The organism is Facklamia sp. P12950, assembly GCF_050409465.1.
Lineage (GTDB): Bacteria > Bacillota > Bacilli > Lactobacillales > Aerococcaceae > Facklamia.
Window position 1 is genome coordinate 135,275 of sequence record NZ_JBNUPK010000003.1, and the last position, 21,350, is coordinate 156,624.

The 21,350-nt window shown below is 36.7% G+C and carries 21 protein-coding genes, 1 tRNA gene and 1 pseudogene; 16 read left to right on the forward strand and 7 right to left on the reverse strand.

Annotated elements, in window-relative coordinates; all coding sequences use genetic code 11:
* The first annotated feature begins 101 nt into the window (after positions 1 to 101).
* Positions 102 to 839 (forward strand): DUF3021 family protein, encoded by a 738-nt coding sequence (locus ACQV2Q_RS03995; protein ID WP_428881969.1) that lies wholly within the window; start codon positions 102 to 104, stop codon positions 837 to 839.
* 70 nt (positions 840 to 909) lie between these two features.
* Here the strand turns inward: ACQV2Q_RS03995 and ACQV2Q_RS04000 are convergent, their stop codons facing one another.
* From ACQV2Q_RS04000 to ACQV2Q_RS04010, 3 genes are read right to left on the reverse strand one after another with little or no spacing between them, the layout of a single operon-like run.
* Positions 910 to 1,314 carry a bis(5'-nucleosyl)-tetraphosphatase gene (locus ACQV2Q_RS04000; protein WP_428881972.1) on the reverse strand — a complete coding sequence of 135 codons (405 nt, stop codon included), beginning with the start codon at positions 1,312 to 1,314 and terminating at the stop codon, positions 910 to 912.
* Between the two features lie 11 nt (positions 1,315 to 1,325).
* Positions 1,326 to 2,729 (reverse strand): HD domain-containing protein, encoded by a 1,404-nt coding sequence (locus ACQV2Q_RS04005; RefSeq protein ID WP_428873130.1) that lies wholly within the window; start codon positions 2,727 to 2,729, stop codon positions 1,326 to 1,328.
* A 23-nt stretch (positions 2,730 to 2,752) separates the two neighbouring features.
* Positions 2,753 to 3,613, reverse strand: a complete 861-nt coding sequence (locus ACQV2Q_RS04010; RefSeq protein ID WP_428873131.1) for a lipoate--protein ligase family protein — start codon at positions 3,611 to 3,613, stop codon at positions 2,753 to 2,755.
* A gap of 116 nt (positions 3,614 to 3,729) precedes the next feature.
* On the opposite strand from ACQV2Q_RS04010, the gene ACQV2Q_RS04015 reads away from it, so the two are divergent.
* The 10 genes and pseudogenes from ACQV2Q_RS04015 (at position 3,730) to pcp (ending at position 12,297) form a co-directional block, all read left to right on the forward strand.
* Positions 3,730 to 3,802: transfer RNA gene (locus ACQV2Q_RS04015), tRNA-Arg, on the forward strand.
* A gap of 31 nt (positions 3,803 to 3,833) precedes the next feature.
* Complete coding sequence (locus tag ACQV2Q_RS04020) at positions 3,834 to 4,256, forward strand: DUF1934 domain-containing protein (RefSeq protein ID WP_428873132.1); 423 nt, start codon at positions 3,834 to 3,836, stop codon at positions 4,254 to 4,256.
* A gap of 38 nt (positions 4,257 to 4,294) precedes the next feature.
* A pseudogene (gene rpoE / locus ACQV2Q_RS04025) lies at positions 4,295 to 4,558 on the forward strand (DNA-directed RNA polymerase subunit delta); the annotation flags it as partial.
* Positions 4,559 to 5,117: 559 nt separating this feature from the next.
* On the forward strand, positions 5,118 to 5,963 hold the full coding sequence (locus ACQV2Q_RS04030; protein WP_428881974.1) for a hypothetical protein: 846 nt from the start codon (positions 5,118 to 5,120) through the stop codon (positions 5,961 to 5,963).
* A 32-nt stretch (positions 5,964 to 5,995) separates the two neighbouring features.
* Positions 5,996 to 7,255: a UDP-N-acetylglucosamine 1-carboxyvinyltransferase gene (locus tag ACQV2Q_RS04035; RefSeq protein ID WP_428881975.1), complete on the forward strand. Its 1,260-nt coding sequence runs from the start codon at positions 5,996 to 5,998 to the stop codon at positions 7,253 to 7,255.
* A 14-nt stretch (positions 7,256 to 7,269) separates the two neighbouring features.
* Positions 7,270 to 8,535: a transcription termination factor Rho gene (gene rho / locus ACQV2Q_RS04040; RefSeq protein WP_428873135.1), complete on the forward strand. Its 1,266-nt coding sequence runs from the start codon at positions 7,270 to 7,272 to the stop codon at positions 8,533 to 8,535.
* Between the two features lie 94 nt (positions 8,536 to 8,629).
* Positions 8,630 to 9,802 (forward strand): zinc-ribbon domain-containing protein, encoded by a 1,173-nt coding sequence (locus tag ACQV2Q_RS04045; protein ID WP_428881976.1) that lies wholly within the window; start codon positions 8,630 to 8,632, stop codon positions 9,800 to 9,802.
* Positions 9,803 to 9,944: 142 nt separating this feature from the next.
* Positions 9,945 to 10,628: a DUF969 domain-containing protein gene (locus tag ACQV2Q_RS04050; RefSeq protein ID WP_428873137.1), complete on the forward strand. Its 684-nt coding sequence runs from the start codon at positions 9,945 to 9,947 to the stop codon at positions 10,626 to 10,628.
* 83 nt (positions 10,629 to 10,711) lie between these two features.
* On the forward strand, positions 10,712 to 11,617 hold the full coding sequence (locus ACQV2Q_RS04055; protein WP_428873165.1) for a DUF979 domain-containing protein: 906 nt from the start codon (positions 10,712 to 10,714) through the stop codon (positions 11,615 to 11,617).
* Between the two features lie 32 nt (positions 11,618 to 11,649).
* A complete protein-coding gene (pcp, locus tag ACQV2Q_RS04060; protein ID WP_428873138.1) occupies positions 11,650 to 12,297 on the forward strand; it encodes a pyroglutamyl-peptidase I in 648 nt (215 codons plus the stop codon).
* A 76-nt stretch (positions 12,298 to 12,373) separates the two neighbouring features.
* Here the strand turns inward: pcp and ACQV2Q_RS04065 are convergent, their stop codons facing one another.
* The 4 genes from ACQV2Q_RS04065 to ACQV2Q_RS04080 all read right to left on the reverse strand — a co-directional run bounded on the left by ACQV2Q_RS04065 (position 12,374) and on the right by ACQV2Q_RS04080 (position 16,890).
* Complete coding sequence (locus ACQV2Q_RS04065; RefSeq protein ID WP_428873139.1) at positions 12,374 to 13,105, reverse strand: amino acid ABC transporter ATP-binding protein; 732 nt, start codon at positions 13,103 to 13,105, stop codon at positions 12,374 to 12,376.
* A 20-nt stretch (positions 13,106 to 13,125) separates the two neighbouring features.
* On the reverse strand, positions 13,126 to 14,682 hold the full coding sequence (locus tag ACQV2Q_RS04070; RefSeq protein WP_428873140.1) for an ABC transporter substrate-binding protein/permease: 1,557 nt from the start codon (positions 14,680 to 14,682) through the stop codon (positions 13,126 to 13,128).
* A 167-nt stretch (positions 14,683 to 14,849) separates the two neighbouring features.
* Complete coding sequence (locus ACQV2Q_RS04075) at positions 14,850 to 16,427, reverse strand: AbgT family transporter (protein ID WP_428881977.1); 1,578 nt, start codon at positions 16,425 to 16,427, stop codon at positions 14,850 to 14,852.
* Positions 16,428 to 16,620: 193 nt separating this feature from the next.
* Positions 16,621 to 16,890 carry a type B 50S ribosomal protein L31 gene (locus tag ACQV2Q_RS04080; RefSeq protein ID WP_428873142.1) on the reverse strand — a complete coding sequence of 90 codons (270 nt, stop codon included), beginning with the start codon at positions 16,888 to 16,890 and terminating at the stop codon, positions 16,621 to 16,623.
* Positions 16,891 to 17,091: 201 nt separating this feature from the next.
* Here ACQV2Q_RS04080 and ACQV2Q_RS04085 point away from each other — a divergent pair, with 201 nt between their 5' ends.
* From ACQV2Q_RS04085 to tkt, 5 genes are all read left to right on the forward strand, one after another.
* Positions 17,092 to 17,748 carry an NUDIX hydrolase gene (locus ACQV2Q_RS04085; protein WP_428873143.1) on the forward strand — a complete coding sequence of 219 codons (657 nt, stop codon included), beginning with the start codon at positions 17,092 to 17,094 and terminating at the stop codon, positions 17,746 to 17,748.
* Positions 17,741 to 18,478: a peptidoglycan editing factor PgeF gene (gene pgeF / locus ACQV2Q_RS04090; RefSeq protein WP_428881978.1), complete on the forward strand. Its 738-nt coding sequence runs from the start codon at positions 17,741 to 17,743 to the stop codon at positions 18,476 to 18,478. Before ACQV2Q_RS04085 ends, pgeF begins: the two co-directional genes overlap by 8 nt.
* Positions 18,479 to 18,577: 99 nt before the next feature.
* Positions 18,578 to 18,787 (forward strand): hypothetical protein, encoded by a 210-nt coding sequence (locus tag ACQV2Q_RS04095; protein WP_428881979.1) that lies wholly within the window; start codon positions 18,578 to 18,580, stop codon positions 18,785 to 18,787.
* A 30-nt stretch (positions 18,788 to 18,817) separates the two neighbouring features.
* Entirely contained in the window at positions 18,818 to 19,267 is a 450-nt protein-coding gene (locus ACQV2Q_RS04100; RefSeq protein WP_428881981.1) for a hypothetical protein, read from the forward strand.
* 72 nt (positions 19,268 to 19,339) lie between these two features.
* Positions 19,340 to 21,340, forward strand: coding sequence for a transketolase (gene tkt, locus ACQV2Q_RS04105; protein ID WP_428881982.1), 2,001 nt, complete (start codon positions 19,340 to 19,342; stop codon positions 21,338 to 21,340).
* Positions 21,341 to 21,350 lie beyond the last annotated feature (10 nt).

The following is a 21,350-nucleotide window of genomic DNA, read 5'->3' on the forward strand; positions in this document are numbered from 1 at the left end:
ATTGTTTTTCGACTGTATAAAAATACAATTCGTTTAGACGGCTTATTGTCTCAAATATGGTATAATTGAACCATCAGTACAGACATAGAGGAGGAATTTCAATGTTCAAGCGTGCCGGATCATTTGTGCAATATGGTTTATTAGTTACTTTACTAACTTATGGATTATTAACCAGTTTGGGAGGACCTCAAATTTATACTTTCTTATCCATTGTAATTTTAGGAATTATTTTAGGTCTATTGTTCCTAATCTATTACACAAAATCACTAACTTTTGGTCAAAAGTTAGCGAGTCATATTGGGGCTTCAGCCTTAGTGATAATTGCTGTTGCTTTATTCAATGGTTGGATGCAAGTCGATTGGGATAAGGTTCTTGCAGGAATACTTATCTTATCTGTTTTATGTTTGTTTGTTTATTTTGGCTATCACTATCTAATGAACAAGCGTCAAAAACCGCAAGCTACTATTGAGCCTGAGGTCACTGATAAAGTGGCTCCGAGGTCGGATTTTGATCCTAGGACAGGTGAAGTCCTTCATCAAGAGTCGGTATCAAAAGAAAAAGACACTCATAAAGCCGACTTTGTAAAAGAGGAAGCAAAAGACATTGACCCAAGACAAACAAAGGAAGTTGAACTTGCCGAGCCAATGGATTTTGAGGTAACAGAGCCCAACCAATTTGAGGAAGTTGAAACTTATGAAGTAGTTGAGCCTTCTGATGAAGCAGAAGAAGTTGTTGCTGTTAACACAGATCTAGAAGGGGATCTCGTTCTGGAAGAAGAGGTAAAGTCAGACGAAAGCCATGAAACTCTCAATAAGTCAGAAGACCAAGAAAAGATTTAAAATGAAAAAAGATTAACCCATTAACTATGAGCAGTGTTTATCTCACCGCTTCATAGGTTAATGGGTTTTCTTAATGAAGAAAGTTCTGAGCTTTGACTAATAAGTCTTTATCATTCGAATAAGTAATTTTATCTAGAGCTTCTTGGTAAGGAAGCCATATGAATTGACTCACTTCTTCTAATTGACGAGTGACTTTATTTGAGTTTGTCTTTGCTATAAAATAGACGACTTCTTTCATAACATCTTTTTTAGGAGAAAAGTGAGTAGTCTCTCTGAATTGATTATTCAATTCAACTTCGAGACCTGTTTCCTCTTTAATTTCTCGAAGGGCTGTTTCTTCTTCCGTTTCACCTTTTTCAATATGTCCTTTAGGAAATGCCCAGTGGCCACCATTTTCATGTTGGATGAGGAGAAAAAGAAAGTCTTGATTATCTTTATAGTAGATAACTGCTCCACATGATTTTTCTTTTTTCATAGATTTCCTTTCTAGAATAAGCGTTCTTGAATATTGTGGGTAACATCGTGGCGTTCATTGGTATAAGCATCTAAAATTTTCTTTTGACTATCAGTGAGACTTTCTTGAGGCAAATTGTATAAATCAGCAATAAACTCTCTAGGAAAGAAAATACGATGGTCTCCTCTGACTTGACCTGTTAAGGAATGAACTAAACTTGAAACTTGAGAAAGTTCGACAACTTGATTGGTTTTAGTGACTAAGTCAATTTGTACTTTTTGACTTGAGTGATAAGGTCGATAATAATCGTAAGGAAGGTCAAAGCTGGAATCTTCATTAATATAATAGTTAGGGTCAAATCCGACTTTACTTAATTCATTGAAGATGGCAGTACGTAGCTCTTCTCTTTCATTGTCATTTGTAATGACTGATTTAAAAGGCTTACGATTAATAAAACGGTAGGCCAAATCAGCAAGAATGGGATCTTTTTCATCTGCCCATTGGATAAAATAAGCGTTCATTATATGATCATCTAACTTGAGATAATCATCAAGGGTCCAATTGTTTTTTAAAAAAGGTTCGAGTAAGTGGATAGGAGCCTCAATTTTTTGACAGTTGTCACGTTCAAGATAACAATCTTTAGCACGAGCTAAAAGTCCCTTGAGGACTTGTTCCATTCCTCTAGAAACTGGGTGGAAATAAACTTGCATATACATTTGATAGCGACTCATAATATAATCTTCTACCGCATGCATACCAGAAAAATCAAAAACGATTCTTTTATCAAACGGTCGGATGACACGCGAAATGCGAGTTAAGTCAAATTCACCATAGGATACCCCTGCATAAAAGGCATCTCTTCTTAAATAATCCATACGGTCGGCATCAATTTGACTGGAGATTAATTGAACAACTTGTTGATTAGGATAGGTTTTATTGATGACGGACGCTACCTTTTCAGGGAAGTCATCACCTAATCTTCTTAAAACTTGGTTAACTTCCGTTTGCTTAGAGGTGATAATTAATTGAGTTAAGGCCTCATGGTCAGTATTAAAAATAGCTTCAAAAGTGTGTGAGAAAGGACCATGTCCAATATCATGTAAAAGGGCTGCGCAAATAGCAACCATTCGTTCATCATTATTCCATAACCCATCACCATCCGTTTTAGAGCGATAATTACGGTCAAATTGGCTGATAATGCGACGGGTAATTTCGTAAACACCTAGCGAATGGTTAAAACGAGAGTGTTCTGCACCGTGAAAAGTATAAGAAGAAGTTCCTAATTGTTTGATGCGGCGCAAGCGTTGAAACTCTCTGGTGTCAATTAAATCAATGATGATACGGTCACGAATATGAATATAATCATGAACAGGATCACGGAAAACTTTTTCACGTTCAAGTTTTTGATTGGCAATAATATTTTGGAATTCAGACACCTATTTCACTCCTTTAGACTTTTCTATGTTAGTGGTTGAATTTTTTGACTACGTTGATAGGCTTTTTCAAATAGCGGTTGATAGATAGAAATTAATTCAGGGTCTTTATAATTTCCTTGATCAATCGCTGTTTTTTGAGAGAGGTAGTTTATAAAATGTTTTTGATAATCAGACAAGGAAAGATCTTGGCCAAGAATTTCAGATAGCGTTGACATAGAACGAGGTTCAATAGTAGGAAAGCGTTGATCGGATTGACTAAGTGAGTAAAATTGCTTCATTAGTTGGCCACGAGCAAATTGGTTACCATTGACACCAATATAAGCAGCAGTAGTAACAGCATCTTTATAGCGACGCTGTGCAATTCCACCTACCTTTTTTTGGTTAATGACCACATCATATTTACCTGGACAGTAAGAATCAGCAATTTCATAAGCCTCTACTGTTAAACCGTAATGATTTAAAGTCGCTTGAATTACTGCAATGGAAAAGCTAAAAGCTTGGTCAATTGATAAGTTGATTGAACGATTGTCTGTTACAATTGCAAAATTTAGGATGCCTGCATCTTCAACCACTCCCAATCCACCATGTGGTCTTACAGATACTTGATAGCCTGCTTCTTTTAAATAGCTAACACCCTTGGGTAAGTTTTTTAAAAGTTTATCTTTAGCTCCTAAGAAGACACTCGGTTTAAAAATAGGATAAAAATGAAAAATACCATAAGCTTTATCTTTTTTTTGAAGGTCATTTTTTTGTAGGAGATATCTAAGAAAACTATCTTGATAAGCTAAGGCTACATCTCTTTGATCTTTCAGTGGGTTTTCTTGTTCTTGAAAAACTAACCATTTATGTTGTGATAGAATAGATAATAGATTTGAATCAGTCATTGACGAATACTCCTCAAATTGTTAAATTTTAAAGGCTATTAACACTTTGATTATAGCAAATTTTGTTTTATAATAACATGAAAGCTTTAAAGTAAAACTACTTATTAATCAATTAAGCACCAGTAGCTCAGCTGGATAGAGCACTCGCCTCCTAAGCGAAAGATGATGGTTCGAGTCCGTCCTGGTGTATCAGTGACGACATAAGGATGAGAGGAGAAAGATGGAAAAACAAGCAGTCGATGTTTATGTCGAGCAAAAAATAAATTATGCACAAACGAAACATTCAGACCGATGGGAGCACTCCTGTCAAGGTCATACTTATATTCTTTCTACCTATCAAAAACTAATTTATCATGATCAATTAGAAAGAAAAATTGAAGTAAAATGGCAACTGGATGATTCAAAACAAAAGATTAACAAAGTGAAGGTAGATCAAGGAAAGCAGACTTTAGTTTTTAATATAAATCACGCAACCACCACTCTATATGAAAGTGATCAAGGTATCTTATTATTAGAAATCAAAACGGATAGAATTGACTATAGTAAGACAGCTGACGGTCAAATGATACAAATTCACTATCAAATGCATACGAACGATCAATCACTAGGTGATTATTTCTATCAATTGAAATTTACATCATAAATTAGCAATTCCTAGTGAGAATTTTAAGGAGGATAAAAATGGAATTAAAGAAATTTGAAGGCCAAATAAAGGAAGAATTATCGTTAATTGAAGTGGCATATGCTATTTTAGAAGAAAATGGTGAGGCTATTGATTTTACTCAACTGCTTTTAGATATACAAAGTTATCTAAAAGTTTCAGATGAGTTTATTGAAGCCAAAATGATTCGCTTTTATACAGATTTAAATATTGATGGGCGTTTTATCTCAGTAGGTGACAACCGTTGGGGATTAAGATCATGGTACGCAGTGGATGAAATTGATGAGGAAATCATTACTTCTTCTGAAGAAGAAGCTTCAAAACGCCGTAAGAAGAAGTCAGGAAAAGTGAATGCTTTCGCTGACAATGAAGAAGATATGATTGATTACAATGATGATGACCCTGAAGATAGCGATGATGGGTATGTTTATGATGAAGACGAAGATGAAGAAGACGAAGAGGACGAAGAAGATGAACCAATCGAAATCCTAGTTGCTGACGTTGAGGAAGATGAGCCAGATGAAGATGAAGAGCTGAATGAGTATGCAACGGATTTATCTGAATTAGGTGACGAAGAAATCGACCTCGATGAAGATGAAGATTTTGACGAAGAGGACGATGATTTAGAAGAATTAGAAGAAGACTAAAAATAAAAAAGTTAGAGAGACCGGTTCATTTGAATGGGTCTCCTTTTTATTCCAGATAAGATAATTGTAGTTAGCTAAGTTAAAAAATCTATTTTAATGCTATCACGATTTGATGACAATTTGCTGCTTCGTTCGAAATTTAAGCTTCAATATGATAAAATACGCCTATATTATAAGAAATTAGGATGTGGATTCATTGTCACATAATAGTATTCACAATAATCAGACTCAATTTGCTTTGCTGAAACAGTTACTTTATCATCAGCATTATCAAACAATGCTCAAATTTTTAGAAGACAATCCTTCTTGGGAAAGTCAAGAATTATCTAAACTTTTGCAATTAGGTCATGCTTATATTCATACAGATTTGAAAACGATCGAAGAATTATCTGGGCAAGTTGAAATGGACTATCTTACAAAGCCTAGTCTTTTAGAGCGTCGTGTCTATTCTTATATTCAAGGCTTAGCCATTAAATTGGAAATTAAAGAATATGATGATTATTTAAGAGCAATTACACCTTTATTGGTAGATGTATTAAGGCTAACTTTAGAAAACACGGTATTCCCCGATCTTGAACGTTATTTGGTTGAGGTAATGAAAGAAACTGATGAAGGGATCCCTATTTATCGCGGTTTACAGTGGAACCAGTCTTTAATCGAAGATGATAAAAATGGCAAAATTAATAGAACTTGGGAACGCTACTATGGGAAACATTTTAATTATTCGCACTATGTTTCTTCTAGTCACTTATTAAAGTTAGTAGAAGACTATGTAAAAGACCCGAAAATTTTAAAGTTAGCTGTTCAAATGCGACATATTGAAAAATACGCGAGAAATATTGTGGCCCATGAATTAATCTATGTAGATGATGCTTGGTTAAAACATCGTCTAAAAATTGAAGCTAAGGAAGTTCATCAGCAAATTATTAATATGATAAATGCTGCAGGGTTAAGAGATCCTCAGCAGTGGCAAGGCTTAGCTAGTATTCAAGCCGCTATTGAAAAAGAATTAGAAAAAAATTATACGAAAATGTCGAAATAACGACTAATCTTGATAAAAAGGAGTCATTATCTATGAAAAAATTGATCATCCGTGGAGGCAAAGCACTAAATGGTGAAATTAATATTAATGGAGCAAAAAATTCTACCGTTGCCTTAATTCCAGCAGCCATTTTAGCCGATTCGGAGGTTATCTTAGAAGGAGTGCCAGATATTCAAGATGTCCACTCTCTACTTGAAATTTTGGATGAGTTCCACGTCAAGACTTCTTTTGAAAATAATATGTTAAAAATTGACCCTTCTCATATGCAGTCAATCCCTATGCCAACAGGTAAAATTCAGAGTTTGCGAGCTTCTTATTACTTTATGGGAGCAACCTTATCAAAATTTGGGGAGGGCGTAATAGGGTTACCCGGAGGTTGTTTTTTAGGACCTCGTCCCATTGATCAGCACGTAAAAGCCTTCCGAGCTTTGGGTGCGGTGGTTGAGGATGAATACGGGGTAATTACCCTCTCAACTCCCGAAGGGCTTAATGGAAACCGAATCTATATGGACGTGGTTTCAGTTGGAGCAACTATCAACACTATTTTAGCCTCAGTTAGAGCTGAGGGGAAGACGATTATTGAGAATGCCGCACGTGAACCAGAAATTATTGATTTAGTGACTCTATTAAATAAAATGGGGGCAAAAATTCGTGGAGCTGGAACTTCAGTTATACGAATCGAAGGTGTCGACCGTCTAAAAGGAACCACTCATACAATTATTCCCGATCGAATTGAGGCAGGAACCTATATTTCAGTTGCAGTAGCAATGGGAAATGAAATTAAAATTAATAATGTAATTTTTGAGCATATTGAAAGTTTTATCGCCAAACTAAATGAGATGGGTGCTAAGATGGAAATTGGAGAAGATAGTATTCTCGTTCATCGCTCGGATGATTTAAAAATGGTTTCATTAAAAACCCAACCTTATCCAGGATTTGCAACGGATCTACAGCAGCCATTAACTTCTGTATTAATTAAAGCAAATGGAAAGGGAACGATTACGGATACCATATACCCTCAAAGAGTTAAGCATATTCCTGAATTAAATCGTATGGGAGCTAATATTAAGGTGGATGGCGATATTATTCGTGTGGAGGGCCCGGCTAAATTGACTGGTGCTCCAGTTCGTGCCAGTGACTTAAGAGCAGGAGCCTGTTTAGTTATTGCTGGTTTAATGGCAGAGGGTCAAACAGAGATTACAGGTGTTGATAATATCTTAAGAGGTTATTCAAATATTGTTGAAAAACTGCAAGAAGTCGGAGCTGATATCCAAATGGTTGAGGATGAATAGAAAGGAAGTACCCAGTGAGTGATGCATTTTCCTTAGAGAATTTATTAAATAAAGAAGTAAAAGACTTATATGCTTATGCTAGGGAATTAAAAATCCCTGATTTTAGTCAACTGTCTAAAAAAGAATTAGCTTTAGCTGTGATGCGAACACAAAAGGAAAAGCAAGGTTTTTTCCAAGTGGAAGGTATCTTAGATATTCCTAATGATGAAGGCCTAGCCTTTATTCGTCCGATTAATTTCTCTCCTAGTAGGGAAGATGTTTATATTTCAGATTCACAAATCCGCCGGTTTTCCTTGAGAAATGGTGATCGAGTAGGAGGACCTGCTCGACCGCCTAAGGACTCAGAACGTTATTATGGTTTGATGCAGATATCGAGCGTCAATGGGAGAGATCCTGAAGAAACGCTTAATCGAGATGCTTTTGCCAGTCTAACACCCATTTATCCAGACCGGCAGATAAAATTGGAATATAAACAAAATGTTTTATCAAACCGCCTGATTGATGTGATTGCACCAATTGGGTTCGGTCAAAGGGGATTGATTGTTGCACCACCTAAGGCTGGTAAAACAACTATTATAAAAGAGATAGCACGAGGGATTGCCAGTAATTATCCTGATAGTAAACTCTTTATTCTCTTAATTGATGAGCGTCCTGAGGAGGTAACTGATATTGAGCGTTCAGTCAAGGCAGAGGTTGTTTCATCAACTTTTGATGAAAGACCGCAAAACCATGTGCGTTTGGCAGATTTACTACTTTCTCATGCACGTCGCTTGGTGGAAGATGGACAAGATGTTGTTGTCCTTTTGGATTCAATCACACGGTTAGCACGAGCTTATAATTTGGTGGTGCGACCGAGTGGAAGAACATTGAGCGGAGGATTCGATCCTGCAGCTTTTTATTTTCCTAAGCGGTTCTTTGGTTCAGCTAGAAACATTGAAAATGGCGGGTCTTTAACGATTTTAGCTACTGCTCTAGTAGATACTGGATCAAGAATGGATGACATTATTTATGAAGAGTTTAAAGGCACGGGCAATATGGAACTTCATTTGTCCAGAGAATTAGGGCAAAGACGTATCTTCCCAGCTATTGATATTAAAAAATCTTCTACCCGTAAAGAAGAATTATTAATTGAGGAAAACTATTTAAGTCAAATCTGGGACTTGCGCAATTTAATGACTTCTAACGGTTTAGAATATACCGAACAATTAATACAATTGATGCGTCAGACAGATAATAATCAAGACTTTTTTGCACAGTTATCCAAACTTTCAAGTAAATAAATAAGAAATACCCTTACTAAGTGAGGGGTTCTTTTTTGAGAAAAATATATATTTCTTATAGATATGGTTGAATATAGTAAGAAGGAGAATACTTATGAAATGTTTGAATTGTGGTTATGAAAATCTGCCAGATGCTAAATATTGCTCAGAGTGTGGCTTGCCGTTAAACAATGATCATTTATATAAAGAAAATGATAGTGCATCCTTTGATGGAAGAGTAAATCTATTAGAAAATGAAAAGAGTCCAAAAGTTTCTGTCCTGTCCCAAAGTAGAATGGATTTATATCATGGACAAGATGAAAGAAACTTGTCAACAGACCAGGAGGATAATAAATCTGAGACTACACAATTAGATCATAAAGACCACAGGGTACTAACTAAGCGAGAAGGCTTTGATTGGAAAAAGCTTGTTGGTTTTAGCCTGATTTTTTTAGGAGTAATTAGTTTTGTCATGATTTATCGCTTAAATTTTTCTAAAGCAGCAGTTGAAGAGCAATTCACTAAGGCTATTAAAAAGAAAGATTATTTAAAGGCAGCAGCGGTAGTAAAAACACCTATTACTGAAGCGCCCTGGACAGATTTAGATGTCAAACGAACAATTGAACATTATCAAGAAGCTGATATTGATTTTCCACAATTATTGCTAAATGGTAATTTATCAACAGGTATTGAATGGCAAGGAAGTAAGTTGGCGAAAACAGAAAAAACGGGAAGCTTTCTGTTGATATTTCCTAAATATGCGATTAATCTTTATCCCTTACCAGTCCAACTCTCTCTTTCTAATGAATATCGTGACCTAAAAATATTGAGTGAAGACCAAACTACTCAGTCTATTAACTCAAAAGGAGGCATTTTAATTGAGCCTCGAATACAAAATGTGATGATTCAATATACTTATCAAGGAAAAACCGAAGAGGTTTGGTTTGATTTAGATTATAGTCAATTAGAAACACTCCGACATAAGCTGTCCTTAGTACCAGTGACAAACACTTTAATGGTGGATAAAGCTCTATTAGGAGTAAGACCTGATCTACCTTTTCAAGTAATTTCATTTAATATTGATGGTCAGGAGTATTCACAGAATCAGATTCAATTGTCAGGCTTTGTTGGTCAAATTTTTGAAGTGAGCTTAAAGGCTAATTATAATGGCCACGAATTACAGACAGAAACCATTCCAGTCAAACTAGTCAATAAAACAAAAACCACTTTAGACTATTCCCAAGATCAAAACCTCAAAGCGCAGATCCAACAAGCGGAGTTAAAATAAAAAAAAGAAGGCTCGTTTTGAAGCCTTCTTTTTCAATAAATAAACTATCCATATTAGCAAAAGATTATAATAATAAAACGAACTTGTTATAGAGTTATCTCTATGGTACTATTAGAATCTAACATAAAAAAGGAGGTTACTTATGGAATGGATTAAATTAATTGGAATTATTATTATCGTTCTTGGTTTTTATTTTAAGCTAGATACCTTAGCAACTGTTATACTGGCAGGATTAGCTACAGCTTTAGTTTCAGGGATTTCCCTGGCTGAATTTTTCACAATTTTGGGAGAAACTTATACTAAACAGCGAGTTGTATCTTTATTCTTTTTATCTTTACCAATGATTGGATTATCAGAAGCTTATGGTTTGAAACAGCAAGCTGTTAAACTGATTGGAAAACTAAAGGGGTTAACCACTGGTTGGCTATACTCTCTTTATATGTTGATTCGTATAATTGCAGGATTTTTATCAATTCGTTTGGGAGGACACCCACAATTTGTGCGTCCATTAATCTACCCAATGGGTGAAGCAGCAACTAAGTTAAAAGTAGGCGACGATCTTAATGAAGAAGAAACCGAATTGATTAAAGGGCGTGCGGCGGCTAATGAGAACTTCGGAAACTTTTTTGGACAAAATACTTTCATAGGTTCAGCTGGAGTCCTCTTGATTGCTGGGACTTTAAAAGAGTTAGGTTATGAAGGAACGACGGCTAATGTAGCCGTTGCTTCAATGCCAATTGCTATCATTGCTTTAATTGTAGTAGTCGTTTACAATTTATTATTGGATGTCAAAATTAGACGTCATCATAAAGGGGAGGTTAAATAATGCAACTCTTAAGTAATTATGCTGGGTTTCTAGCGATAACTTTCCTTGAAAGCTTAAATGCCGCACTTGAACCTTATGTGCCAATGCTTTTGGAAATCACTTTTATTCTTATTGGTTTGCAACTTCTCCACACGGCATGGCGAGCTTTTACAGACGAAACGAATCCTAATCGAGTTGGAACAGCCATGTTTTGGGGTTTATCTGGTCTCACTTTTTTAGGTGGACAATTTATCCCCCCTATGATTATCGGAATTATCATCTGTGTCATGGGTGCTTTATCACTCTTTAAACAAGTTAAAGTGGGAACTTTACCAATAGTTGATGAAGATAAAGCAGAAGCTCGTTCTGAAAGAGTCGGTAATAAAATCTTTATCCCTGTATTAACACTTGGGATAGTGGCTTTAATTATTGGATTTACGATTCAAAGCTTTAATGTAGTCGGGATCGCAATGGGTGCAGTTTTAGCCACCGTTATAGTGTTCATCGTTTCAAAAGCTAAACCCTATGAGTTTCTTGATGAAAATAGTCGAATGGTACAACAAGTTTCTACTACAGGTATTTTACCTCAGCTACTAGCCGCTTTAGGAGCAGTCTTTACAGCGGCAGGTGTTGGTGATGTCATTGCCAGTTTGATTGGTGGCGTCGTTCCTGCTGATAGCCGTTTCTTTGGAGTGGTTGCTTACGTAATGGGAATGGTAATCTTCACTGCCATTATGGGCAATGCTTTCGCAGCCTTCACCGTTATTACTGCAGGAATAGGAATACCTTTTGTATTTGCCTTAGGGGCAGATCCTTTTGTGGCAGGAGCCTTAGCCATGACTGCTGGTTATTGTGGAACTTTGATAACGCCGATGGCTGGAAATTTTAATGCTTTGCCAGCAGCTCTATTACAAATGAAGAATGAGTATGGCGTCATTAAACAGCAGATTCCAGTTGCAGTGGTAATGATTGTAGTCCATATTGTATTAATGTATTTCTTTGCTTTTTAATTGTAAAATAGAAGTGAATAGGGAGGAATTTGATGAAAATTTTAGTAACAGGCTTTGATCCCTTTGGTGGCGAAGACGTAAATCCAGCCATTGAAGCAGTAAGAATGTTGCCTGATGAGATTGCAGGAGCAGAAATCATAAAATTAGAAATACCGACTGTTTTTCATAAATCAGCGGAAGTTGTTCGTGAAAAAGCCTTGGAAGTAAAACCGGATGTTATTTTAAACATCGGTCAAGCAGGGGGGCGTGCGGAGTTAACACCTGAGCGTGTGGCCATTAACCAAGATGATGCGCGTATCCCAGATAATGAAGGCAATCAACCGATTGACGTTTCTATTCAAAAAGACGGAGAACCTGCGTATTTTGCTAGCTTACCGGTTAAAGCAATGGTAGAAGCTATTCGTAAAGCCGGTCTACCCGCAAGCGTTTCGAATACTGCTGGGACTTTCGTTTGTAATCATATTATGTATCAGTCACTTTATTTTGCGGCAAAAGAGATGCCGAATACTAAAGCAGGCTTTATGCATATTCCTTTTATGACCCAACAAGTGGTTGATAAGCCAAACGTTCCTTCAATGTCATTGAAGGATATTGCTAAGGGAATTGAAAAAGCAATTGAAGCGATTGTTGAGTATAATGAAAAAGAAGATATCAAAGCTGTTGGTGGCGCTACTCATTAATCTTAGAATTAAAAAAAGAAATTAAAACAGCACTCTCTTTGATGGGGATTAATCCATCAAAGAGAGCGTTATTTATTTAGGAAATACTTTCAATAAAAGCTTGTGTTCGTTGATGTCGTGGATTATTAAAAACATCGTAGCTGCTTCCTTCTTCTAAAAGGATACCTTTGTCTAAAAATACGACTCGGTCTGATACTTGTTGGGCAAATTTCATTTCGTGAGTTACAAGGATTAAGGACATATGCTGGTGGGCAATTTTTTGAATAAGGTCTAAAACGCCTCCAACCAGTTCAGGGTCCAAAGCAGAAGTGGGTTCATCTAATAGGATAACTTTGGGTTCAATCGCTAAAGCCCTAGCAATTCCAACTCTTTGCTGTTGTCCGCCTGATAGCTGGTGAGGGTAGTCATCTAGATGGTCCCCCATACCAACTTGCTGTAGGAAGGGGATGGCCCTTTCCTTTGCTTGAGATTTAGAAAGTTTTTTCACCATTAAAAGATGTTCCATCACATTCTCCAGCGCAGTCTTTTTAGAAAACAATGCATAATTTTGAAATACCATAGCTGTTTGTCTACGGAGGTTAAGAACATCAGTTTGAGAGACCGTTTCAACATTCAGTGTTAACTGATCCAAACGAATAGTTCCCTCGTCAGCAGGTTCAATAAAGTTAATTGTTCGTAGTAGAGTCGATTTGCCCGATCCAGAGGGTCCGATAATAGTCAGGACTTGTCCAGCCTCAACTTTTAAATGGATATCTTGAATAGCTTTTTTATTTTGAAATGACTTTGACCAATGATTTAGTTCTAACATTTTAAGTTCCTTTCTAAAAATCAGCCCACTTGGTAATAGCTTTCCAGTTTTTTAATCAACCATTCTAATAGAATGCATAAGAGCCAGTATATCAATGAAATAGCAATATAAGCTTCAAAAAAGCGTAAATTAGAGCCAGCAGTTATTTTGGCTTGTCCCATCATATCAACGACCGTAATGGTAAAGGCTAGGGATGTCCCTTTTAATAAGCGAATAAGACTGTTTCCTAGGTTAGGTATGGCATTAATCATAGCTGAAGGTAAGATAATTCTCCACATGGTTTGACTAGCATTTAAGCCAATAGAATAGGCAGCTTCAATCTCCTTATGATCGACAGAAAGAATGGCTGAGCGAATCGTTTCAGAGTTATAGGCAGATTCATTTAGTCCCATGGCTAAGAAAGCGTAAAGAATGGCAGGGACTTGATTCACATCCCAATCAGTACCAATTGATCGATTAAGCCATTGTAGAAAGATGGGTAAGCCGTAATAAGCAAGAAATAGCTGAACAAGCAAGGGGGTTCCACGCATAAAAGAAACAAAAAGATTGACGAACCCTCTTAGACCTTTGATCTTTTTGAGTTTGATGATAGCTAAAATAAATCCAAGTATTAAGCCGATTATCCCAGCAATAAGAGTAATTAATAAGGTAATCGGAAGTTTTTCAAGAATCCGTGGGAAAGCGATTTTAATGGCATTTAATGAAATAAGTTGACTGTTTGTTTGTTCTTTAAGTCTTTGGGATTCAAAGCTCTGATTGCGCTGAATAATTGTTTCATTTAGCAGAGTATCATCTTGACCTAAATATTTCAGTGAAATTTCACTCAGACTACCATCTTGTCGCATAGCTTGTAGGGTTCGATCAACCACTTGCCGCAATTCAACTTCATCTTTGCGGAAAATAAAATAAGAGCCAGGAATTCTAATTTCTTCTTCGTTAGCTATCGGATGCATTTTTAATTGGATGCCGTAAGTATCCTCAACATCCTTTAGATAGGTTGTGGCGTAAATAGTCGCGTCGATTCGACCGTTATAAACATCACGTATTAAAGAGGCTGGGTCAGACTCTGCATATTGGATAACAACTGCCTTATCAGGGTGAGTCTCATTCCAAGCTTCTAGGTAGATAGATTGCGGGGAAGAAGGAACGACACCAAAAGATTTGCCTGCCATTTGTTCAATGGTGAGGCCTTCCCTACTATCATTAGCTGTAATTAATACATTGTGAGTGATGACATATGGGTAGAGGGAAAATAAAAATTTTTCACGCCGTTCGGGATTTTCACCCAAATTATTGGCGACTAGATCGAACTGACCAGAATCCAGTCCTGCGAAGAGGGAAGAAAACTCAGTAATTTCAAATTTGAACTCAATATCTTCATTACGTCGATCAATTTCTTGCAGGATTTCAATTTCAATTCCTACTAATTGACCCTTATCATCAAAATAGTTGAGTGGTTTGGTCTGACCGGAAGTTCCAATCGTATACTCTTGTTTAGCTAATATGGAAGGATGAGTTAAAATTAAACTTATGGAAATAAGCAGTAAAGTAAAGATCAATTTATAAAGATTTTTCATGGAATTCTCCTAAGCACAATAGAATATGATTATTTTATCAAAAAAATGAATAGATAGATAGATTATGTGAATAAGAAAACAAGCAAAAAACAATCCCACCTATACGCTGATTAGGTAGGATTGTTTTTGTAGCAATTAAGAAACACCTGTTTTGACTATATGAAATCTTATAAAAGCCCTAATAGAGGTTGAATCATTGAAACTTGTACGGGTGCGCCAGGTCCTAATGGAAGGTTGAGACTGTACCATACAATTAATAAGATTGACCAGAAGATTAAGAAAGCAATAGAGTATGGTAGCATAGTTGAAATAAGGGTCCCAATTCCACTCTTCTTATCATATCGTTGCATAAACACAAGAATCATTGCAAAATAGTTCATCAATGGTGAAATAATATTAGTGGATGAATCAGCCACACGATAAGCCATTTGGGTCATCTCTGGGGACAAGTTAATGGCAATAAACATTGGAACAAAGATAGGAGCTAAGATTGCCCACTTGGCAGAAGCTGAACCAATAAACAAGTTGATAAAAGCTGCAAAGAAAATAAAAGCAAGGATTAAAGGAACTCCTGAAATCTTTTGACTTTTTAAGAAATCTGCACCTGTTGAAGCTAAAATAATTCCCAAATTAGACTCGGTAAAGTAAGCAATCAGTTGGGAAGCAAAGAAAGCCATTACGATGAAACCTGCCATTGATCGCATAGCCTCAATCATTGATTCCACGAAGTCATTAGAATTTTGAATTTTGCCAGTTGTACGACCATATACATAGCCTGGTATACCAAATAATAAGAAAACCATAAATATTAAGCCGGTATTCATAAAGGGTTGTAAAGTCTTTAGACCGGTCTCAGGATCGATTGATTGGAAGGGACCAAACCAAGGGTTCATTAGTAGAAAAGCCGCGACTAATGAAACTAACAATGCGATCCCGGCATTCTTTAGACCTTTTTCTTCCTTAAGGGATAGCTCGCTAGTTTCATGTTTATCAAAGTCGCCATGGTATGAACCAAGATGTGGTTCAACAATTTTTTCGGTTATTAAAGTACCAATAATGGTTAAGAAAACAGTAGAGACGATTAAGAAATACCAGTTACCACTAATGGAAACTTCATAATCAATGCCACTGGCATTTAAAGCGACGTTAGTGATCCCTCCTAATAAGGCATCAGTTGGTCCAAACATAAGGTTGGCTGAAAATCCGCCCGATACCCCAGCAAAGGCAGCAGCTAGACCAGCAATTGGGTGACGCTTAGCACCAGCAAACATAATAGCGCCAAGTGGCACAACCACTACGTAACCAGCATCAGAGGCAATATTTGAGATAATACCGGCAAAAACAACCACCATGGTTAAGAGTGAATTAGGTACCTTCATAATTAACTTAGTCAAGGCAGAGCCGATTAAGCCTGACCATTCTGCAATTCCAACACCCAACATGGTGACGAGAACAGTTCCTAAAGGAGCAAAGCTAGTAAAGTTTGAAACCGCCGATTCAAATATATAGCGTAAGCCATCACTGTTTAAGAGTGAGACGGCTGCTATAGTACTGGTTTCATCTGCTTTCGCATCAAAGAACTCTACTGAAACGCCTGAGCGGTAAACCAAGTCAGAGATTAAAATAGTGATAGCCGACAAGATGATAAAAATTACTACTGGGTGCGGCATCTTATTACCGACTTTTTCCACCCAATCTAGTGAACGCTGTACAAAACTTTTTTTATTCTTTCCATTTGATTCCATACTACTATTAATTATTCCTCCTATAACAATATTTTAAATCATTATAATAATAAATCTTATTAAATTATTTAAAGAGATGCAAGGCCTTTTCAAAACAATAGAAAGTCATCAATGAGTCTCTAAAAACAAATGCAAATAAAAACCGACCGGAGCGCTTTTAAGCACCTGGGTCGGCTTTTTGAGCTGTTTAAAATTAGTCTTCTTTTTTTGCGTTTTTGTCCACAAATCCGAACTTTTTGTTGAACTTGTCGACGCGTCCATCGGCTTGTGTAAATTTCTGACGTCCAGTATAGAATGGATGTGAATCAGATGAAATTTCAATCCGGATTAAAGGGTAAGTGTTTCCATCTTCCCATTCAACTGTCTCTGAAGAAGACTTAGTTGATCCTGATAAAAATTTATAACCTGTCGAAGTATCCATAAACACAACTGGATGATATTCTGGATGAATGCCTGCTTTCATGTGTATACTTCCTTTCTGCCGTAAATTATTTGCTAATCTACAGTTATTCTTTGCACAGGGTGCAACATAAGAATAATAACAAAATTTTATAGTGCTGACAATCTTTTTTTGGAATATAATGAACTATCCCATCTCTTTTATTTCGAAAACGAGATAAAAAGTGCTATAATTTATGAAAATACTTTAGAGGGGGGGAAGAAGTTGAAACGAGAAGAAGAACAGATTAGACAATCGCTTGCTAATTATCGGCCGAATCAATTTAAAGATAAGACACATTACGCTGTTTTAATTCCTCTTATTCAAAGAGAAAATGAATGGCACCTCCTTTATGAAGTAAGAAGCTCTTTAATTTCTCAGCCGGGCGATACTTCTTTTCCGGGAGGAAAGGTGGAAGCGGGTGAAACTTTTGAAGCAGCGGCAGTTAGGGAAACGATGGAAGAATTAAATATCAGTCGTAAACACATAGAAGTTATTGGAGAGTTAGATGGATTGATTCATGATGCAACAATGATTCATTCTTATGTAGCTTTGATTAAAGATATTACTTTTGATAATATAAGTCCGAATGCCAAAGAAGTCGCTTATTTGTTTACCCTTCCCTTAGACTATGTCTTAAATAATAATCCAACTTATTACGATGCATCTGTATTGACGGAAGTAGGGGAAGATTTCCCCTTCCACTTAATGGCTCATGGTGCATCTTATCAATTTAGAGTGGTAAAACGTAAAATTCCGTTTTATAATTTACCTAGTGGAGAGTATCTATGGGGATTTACTGCCAGTATGACACAATGTTTTGCAGAGGTCATTCGTAATCATTATGATATCAATGTTCAGGAGGAAAAAATTAATGAATAATTTTTTTCAGCCATTCGAAAAAATGGGTCTACAAGTATTTTTAGCAGGAGCAGAATATAATTTTAGAGTCGCTAAAATAGGTGAAGCAGCGGTAAGCCAACAAATTACAAAAGCGCTTGAAAAAGGAGGTTTTGACTTCCAAAGTTTCTATACTGGAGAACAAGTTCATGGTCCCAAGGTTGCATTTCCTCAAGAAGAAATTAGCAATCCGTTTGCAATTGGGCATATAGTGCCTCAATCGGATGGTTTGTTAACTAATCAACCTCAGCAAGTTTTAATGATAAAGTTTGCGGACTGTACTCCTGTCATTATTTTTGATGCCAACCAAAAAGTTTTTGCAATTGTTCATTCAGGCTGGAGAAGTACGGTGCAAAAAATCAGTCAATTGGCTGTTAAAAAGATGCAAGAGAAATTTGCTTGTAAATTAGAAGATCTTTGGGTCTATATTGGTCCTTCCATTGACCAAGATCATTATGAAGTGGGCGAGGAAGTCTATCAAGCTTTTGCCGAGTGGGATAATCATGCTTTTTATATAAAACCAGGTCAAAAAGAGGGCAAGTATCAATTGAGTATGACTGATGCTAACATGAAGTTAATTCAAGATTTGGGGATCCCTCAAGAAAGAATAATGGTAGATAGGCGTTCTACTTATCTATCTTCCGAGCTTCACTCTGCGCGCAAAGAAGGCAGTGACTATCAATTGAATGGTCTTTTTGCCATGATTAAGTAAAAAAAGAACCGAGCTTTTGCTTGGTTCTTTATATTTTTTCTAGCTTTTAGTTAAGGATTGTTTAGAATAAAGGATATTAAAAGGAATTGGAGATTTTATATGGCAGAGGATAAGTTTAGTAAAGAGGACTTCATGGCTCATTATAAAGGGCGAGGCTATTCTTACGAATCCATTCAAACAGAGATAGATAGTGAAAATAACAGTCGGGTTGTCATCAAAGAGCTGGAGGCGCAAGTAACAAAACAAGTTCCGAAATTTTCATCTAAATTAAGCCATCGCTTAGTTGAGATGCCGGACGAAATCTATTAAGCTTCTGGAATTCGGATTTTTGGTCATCGAATGAAGAGTTTATTATTTTCGCCAGATGTGGCCCTTATTCGAAACTCAAATGCCCATGCTGTTATGTCAGTTTATCCTTTCACACCACAAATGGCTATTAATCAGTCATTGATTAATGTCTCATCCGTACCAGTTTTTACCGGAGTAGGAGGAGGAACGACCAGTGGCGAGCGCAGTATTCAACTAGCCTTTCAATCTGAGCAAGCGAGAGTCTTTGGAGTAGTCGTTAATTCACCAATGGAAAATGAGCTAATCCGTCAGATTGCCCAGGTGGTTGATGTTCCTGTAGTGGCAACTGTTTCAAGTGAGCATGATGATGATATTGGGAAATTAAATGCAGGGGCTAATATGTTAAATGTTTCTGGAGGTGCTAATACCATTACCTATAGCCCACCTGCTTCTGCAGATATCTTCGCTGAATTGATGGCTAAATATCGTAAAAAAAAATAAAATAAGACGGGATATAAAAACTAAGCAGAAAGATGGTATAATAAATTTAAAATAAGTATAAGGGAGTTCAATATGTTTTCTAAAAAAGATCAAATTGCTGTAAATACGATTCGTGCTTTAAGTGTTGACCAAATAGAAGCGGCCAACTCAGGACATCCAGGATTACCACTTGGAGCAGCGCCAATGGCCTATGCTTTGTGGTCGAGTCATTTGAATATTAATCCTAAAGATAGTCAATGGATTAATAGAGACCGTTTTGTGCTATCTGCTGGACATGGTTCAGCCATGCTATATAGTCTATTACATTTATCTGGCTTCAAAGTTACAATGGAAGATTTAAAACAATTCCGTCAATTAGGTTCTATAACACCAGGGCATCCTGAATATCGTCATACTGATGGAGTTGAAGCGACTACGGGACCGCTTGGTCAAGGAATTGCGCAAGCAGTTGGTATGGCTATGGCAGAACAACATACGGCTGCTTTATATAATACGGACCAACATCAAGTTATTAATCATTACACCTATGTATTAGTGGGTGATGGCGACTTAATGGAAGGTATTTCTTATGAAGCTTGCTCTTATGCTGGCCGTCAAAAATTAGGCAAATTAGTGGTTCTCTATGATTCAAACGATATTTCTTTAGATGGTGACTTAGACTTATCATTTGTGGAAGATATTAAAAAACGTTTTGAGAGTCAAAATTGGCATTATCAAAGAGTAGAAGATGGTAATGACCTAGAGGCTATTTCTCAAGCAATCGAAGTTGCTAAAGAAGTAAGCGACCAACCTTCAATTATTGAAGTAAAAACAGTGATTGGTTTTGGGTCACCGAATGAGGGAACTTCTAAAGTTCACGGAGCGCCATTGGGAGCAGACGCTTGGTCACAAACTAAAGCTAAATATGGATATGATTATCCAGCCTTTACTGTGCCCGAAGAGACTAAATCTGTTTTTAATGAAAAAATAGTGGAACGTGGAAAAAAAGCTCAAGATGAATGGCAAAATTTATTTGAACAATATCAAGAAGCTAATCCTGAATTAGCAAAAGAATTAAAAGCAGCTTTTGCAAATGAATTACCTGAAGATTATGCAGCTGACCTTAAATTTCTCGATGTGAATGCTAAAGCTGAAGCGACAAGAAGCTCTTCTGGAACAGCCATTCAAGGCCTAAAAGCTAGAGTTTCATATTTATGGGGAGGCTCTGCTGACCTTTCTGGTTCAAACAAGACCATGATTAAAGAGACAGAAGACTTTATGCCAGGAAGTCGACAAGGACAAAACATTTGGTTTGGTGTTAGAGAATTTGCCATGGCTGCCATGATGAATGGAGCTGCTTTGCATGGTGGAAATAAAATTTATGGTGGGACATTCTTTGTATTCTCAGATTACTTAAAAGCGGCCATTCGTTTGTCAGCTTTATCTCAATTACCCGTTACTTATGTTTTAACACATGATTCAGTTGCTGTAGGTGAAGATGGTCCAACACATGAACCGATTGAACATTTAGCAGCTTTTCGTGCCATGCCAAATCTTAATGTCATCCGACCGGCAGATGCAAACGAGACAATGGTGGCTTGGAAGATTGCCGTGGAATCTCAAACAACACCTACTTTATTAGTTCTTAGCCGTCAAAACTTACCGGTTATCAACAACTCTAATGAATTAGCAGAAGAAGGTGTTCGTAAAGGTGCTTATATCATCTCACCTGCCAAGGAAGACGCACAAGGTGTTTTAATTGCTACAGGATCTGAAGTTTCAGTAGCCATTGAAACTCAAGCACTATTGGCTGAAAAAGAAGTTTATATAAATGTTATTTCGATGCCTGCTCAAAATATTTTTGATCAACAAAGTGACGAGTATAAAGAAATGATACTACCTAAACAGCTTGACAAACGAGCTTCTATAGAGATGGGATCTAGCTTTGGATGGCATAAATATATTGGTATGGATGGCTTAACCATTAGTATTGATGAATTTGGTACCTCAGCTCCAGGCCACCAAGCCATTGAACACTTTGGTTTTTCAGCAGAAAAAATCGCTCAAGCTTATCTTAAACACTTTGAATTATAAAATTAAAAGG

Coding starts and splice junctions, on each gene's coding strand:
- ACQV2Q_RS04070 (WP_428873140.1), bottom strand. CDS start 14,682: ATGAAAAATCTTTATAAATTGATCTTTACTTTACTGCTTATTTCCATA.
- tkt (WP_428881982.1), top strand. CDS start 19,340: ATGTTTTCTAAAAAAGATCAAATTGCTGTAAATACGATTCGTGCTTTA.
- ACQV2Q_RS04080 (WP_428873142.1), bottom strand. CDS start 16,890: ATGAAAGCAGGCATTCATCCAGAATATCATCCAGTTGTGTTTATGGAT.
- pgeF (WP_428881978.1), top strand. CDS start 17,741: ATGAATAATTTTTTTCAGCCATTCGAAAAAATGGGTCTACAAGTATTT.
- ACQV2Q_RS04045 (WP_428881976.1), top strand. CDS start 8,630: ATGAAATGTTTGAATTGTGGTTATGAAAATCTGCCAGATGCTAAATAT.
- pcp (WP_428873138.1), top strand. CDS start 11,650: ATGAAAATTTTAGTAACAGGCTTTGATCCCTTTGGTGGCGAAGACGTA.
- ACQV2Q_RS04020 (WP_428873132.1), top strand. CDS start 3,834: ATGGAAAAACAAGCAGTCGATGTTTATGTCGAGCAAAAAATAAATTAT.
- ACQV2Q_RS04075 (WP_428881977.1), bottom strand. CDS start 16,427: ATGGAATCAAATGGAAAGAATAAAAAAAGTTTTGTACAGCGTTCACTA.
- ACQV2Q_RS04000 (WP_428881972.1), bottom strand. CDS start 1,314: ATGAAAAAAGAAAAATCATGTGGAGCAGTTATCTACTATAAAGATAAT.
- ACQV2Q_RS04100 (WP_428881981.1), top strand. CDS start 18,818: ATGAAGAGTTTATTATTTTCGCCAGATGTGGCCCTTATTCGAAACTCA.
- ACQV2Q_RS04035 (WP_428881975.1), top strand. CDS start 5,996: ATGAAAAAATTGATCATCCGTGGAGGCAAAGCACTAAATGGTGAAATT.
- ACQV2Q_RS04095 (WP_428881979.1), top strand. CDS start 18,578: ATGGCAGAGGATAAGTTTAGTAAAGAGGACTTCATGGCTCATTATAAA.
- ACQV2Q_RS04055 (WP_428873165.1), top strand. CDS start 10,712: ATGCTTTTGGAAATCACTTTTATTCTTATTGGTTTGCAACTTCTCCAC.
- ACQV2Q_RS04010 (WP_428873131.1), bottom strand. CDS start 3,613: ATGACTGATTCAAATCTATTATCTATTCTATCACAACATAAATGGTTA.
- ACQV2Q_RS04065 (WP_428873139.1), bottom strand. CDS start 13,105: ATGTTAGAACTAAATCATTGGTCAAAGTCATTTCAAAATAAAAAAGCT.
- ACQV2Q_RS04050 (WP_428873137.1), top strand. CDS start 9,945: ATGGAATGGATTAAATTAATTGGAATTATTATTATCGTTCTTGGTTTT.
- ACQV2Q_RS03995 (WP_428881969.1), top strand. CDS start 102: ATGTTCAAGCGTGCCGGATCATTTGTGCAATATGGTTTATTAGTTACT.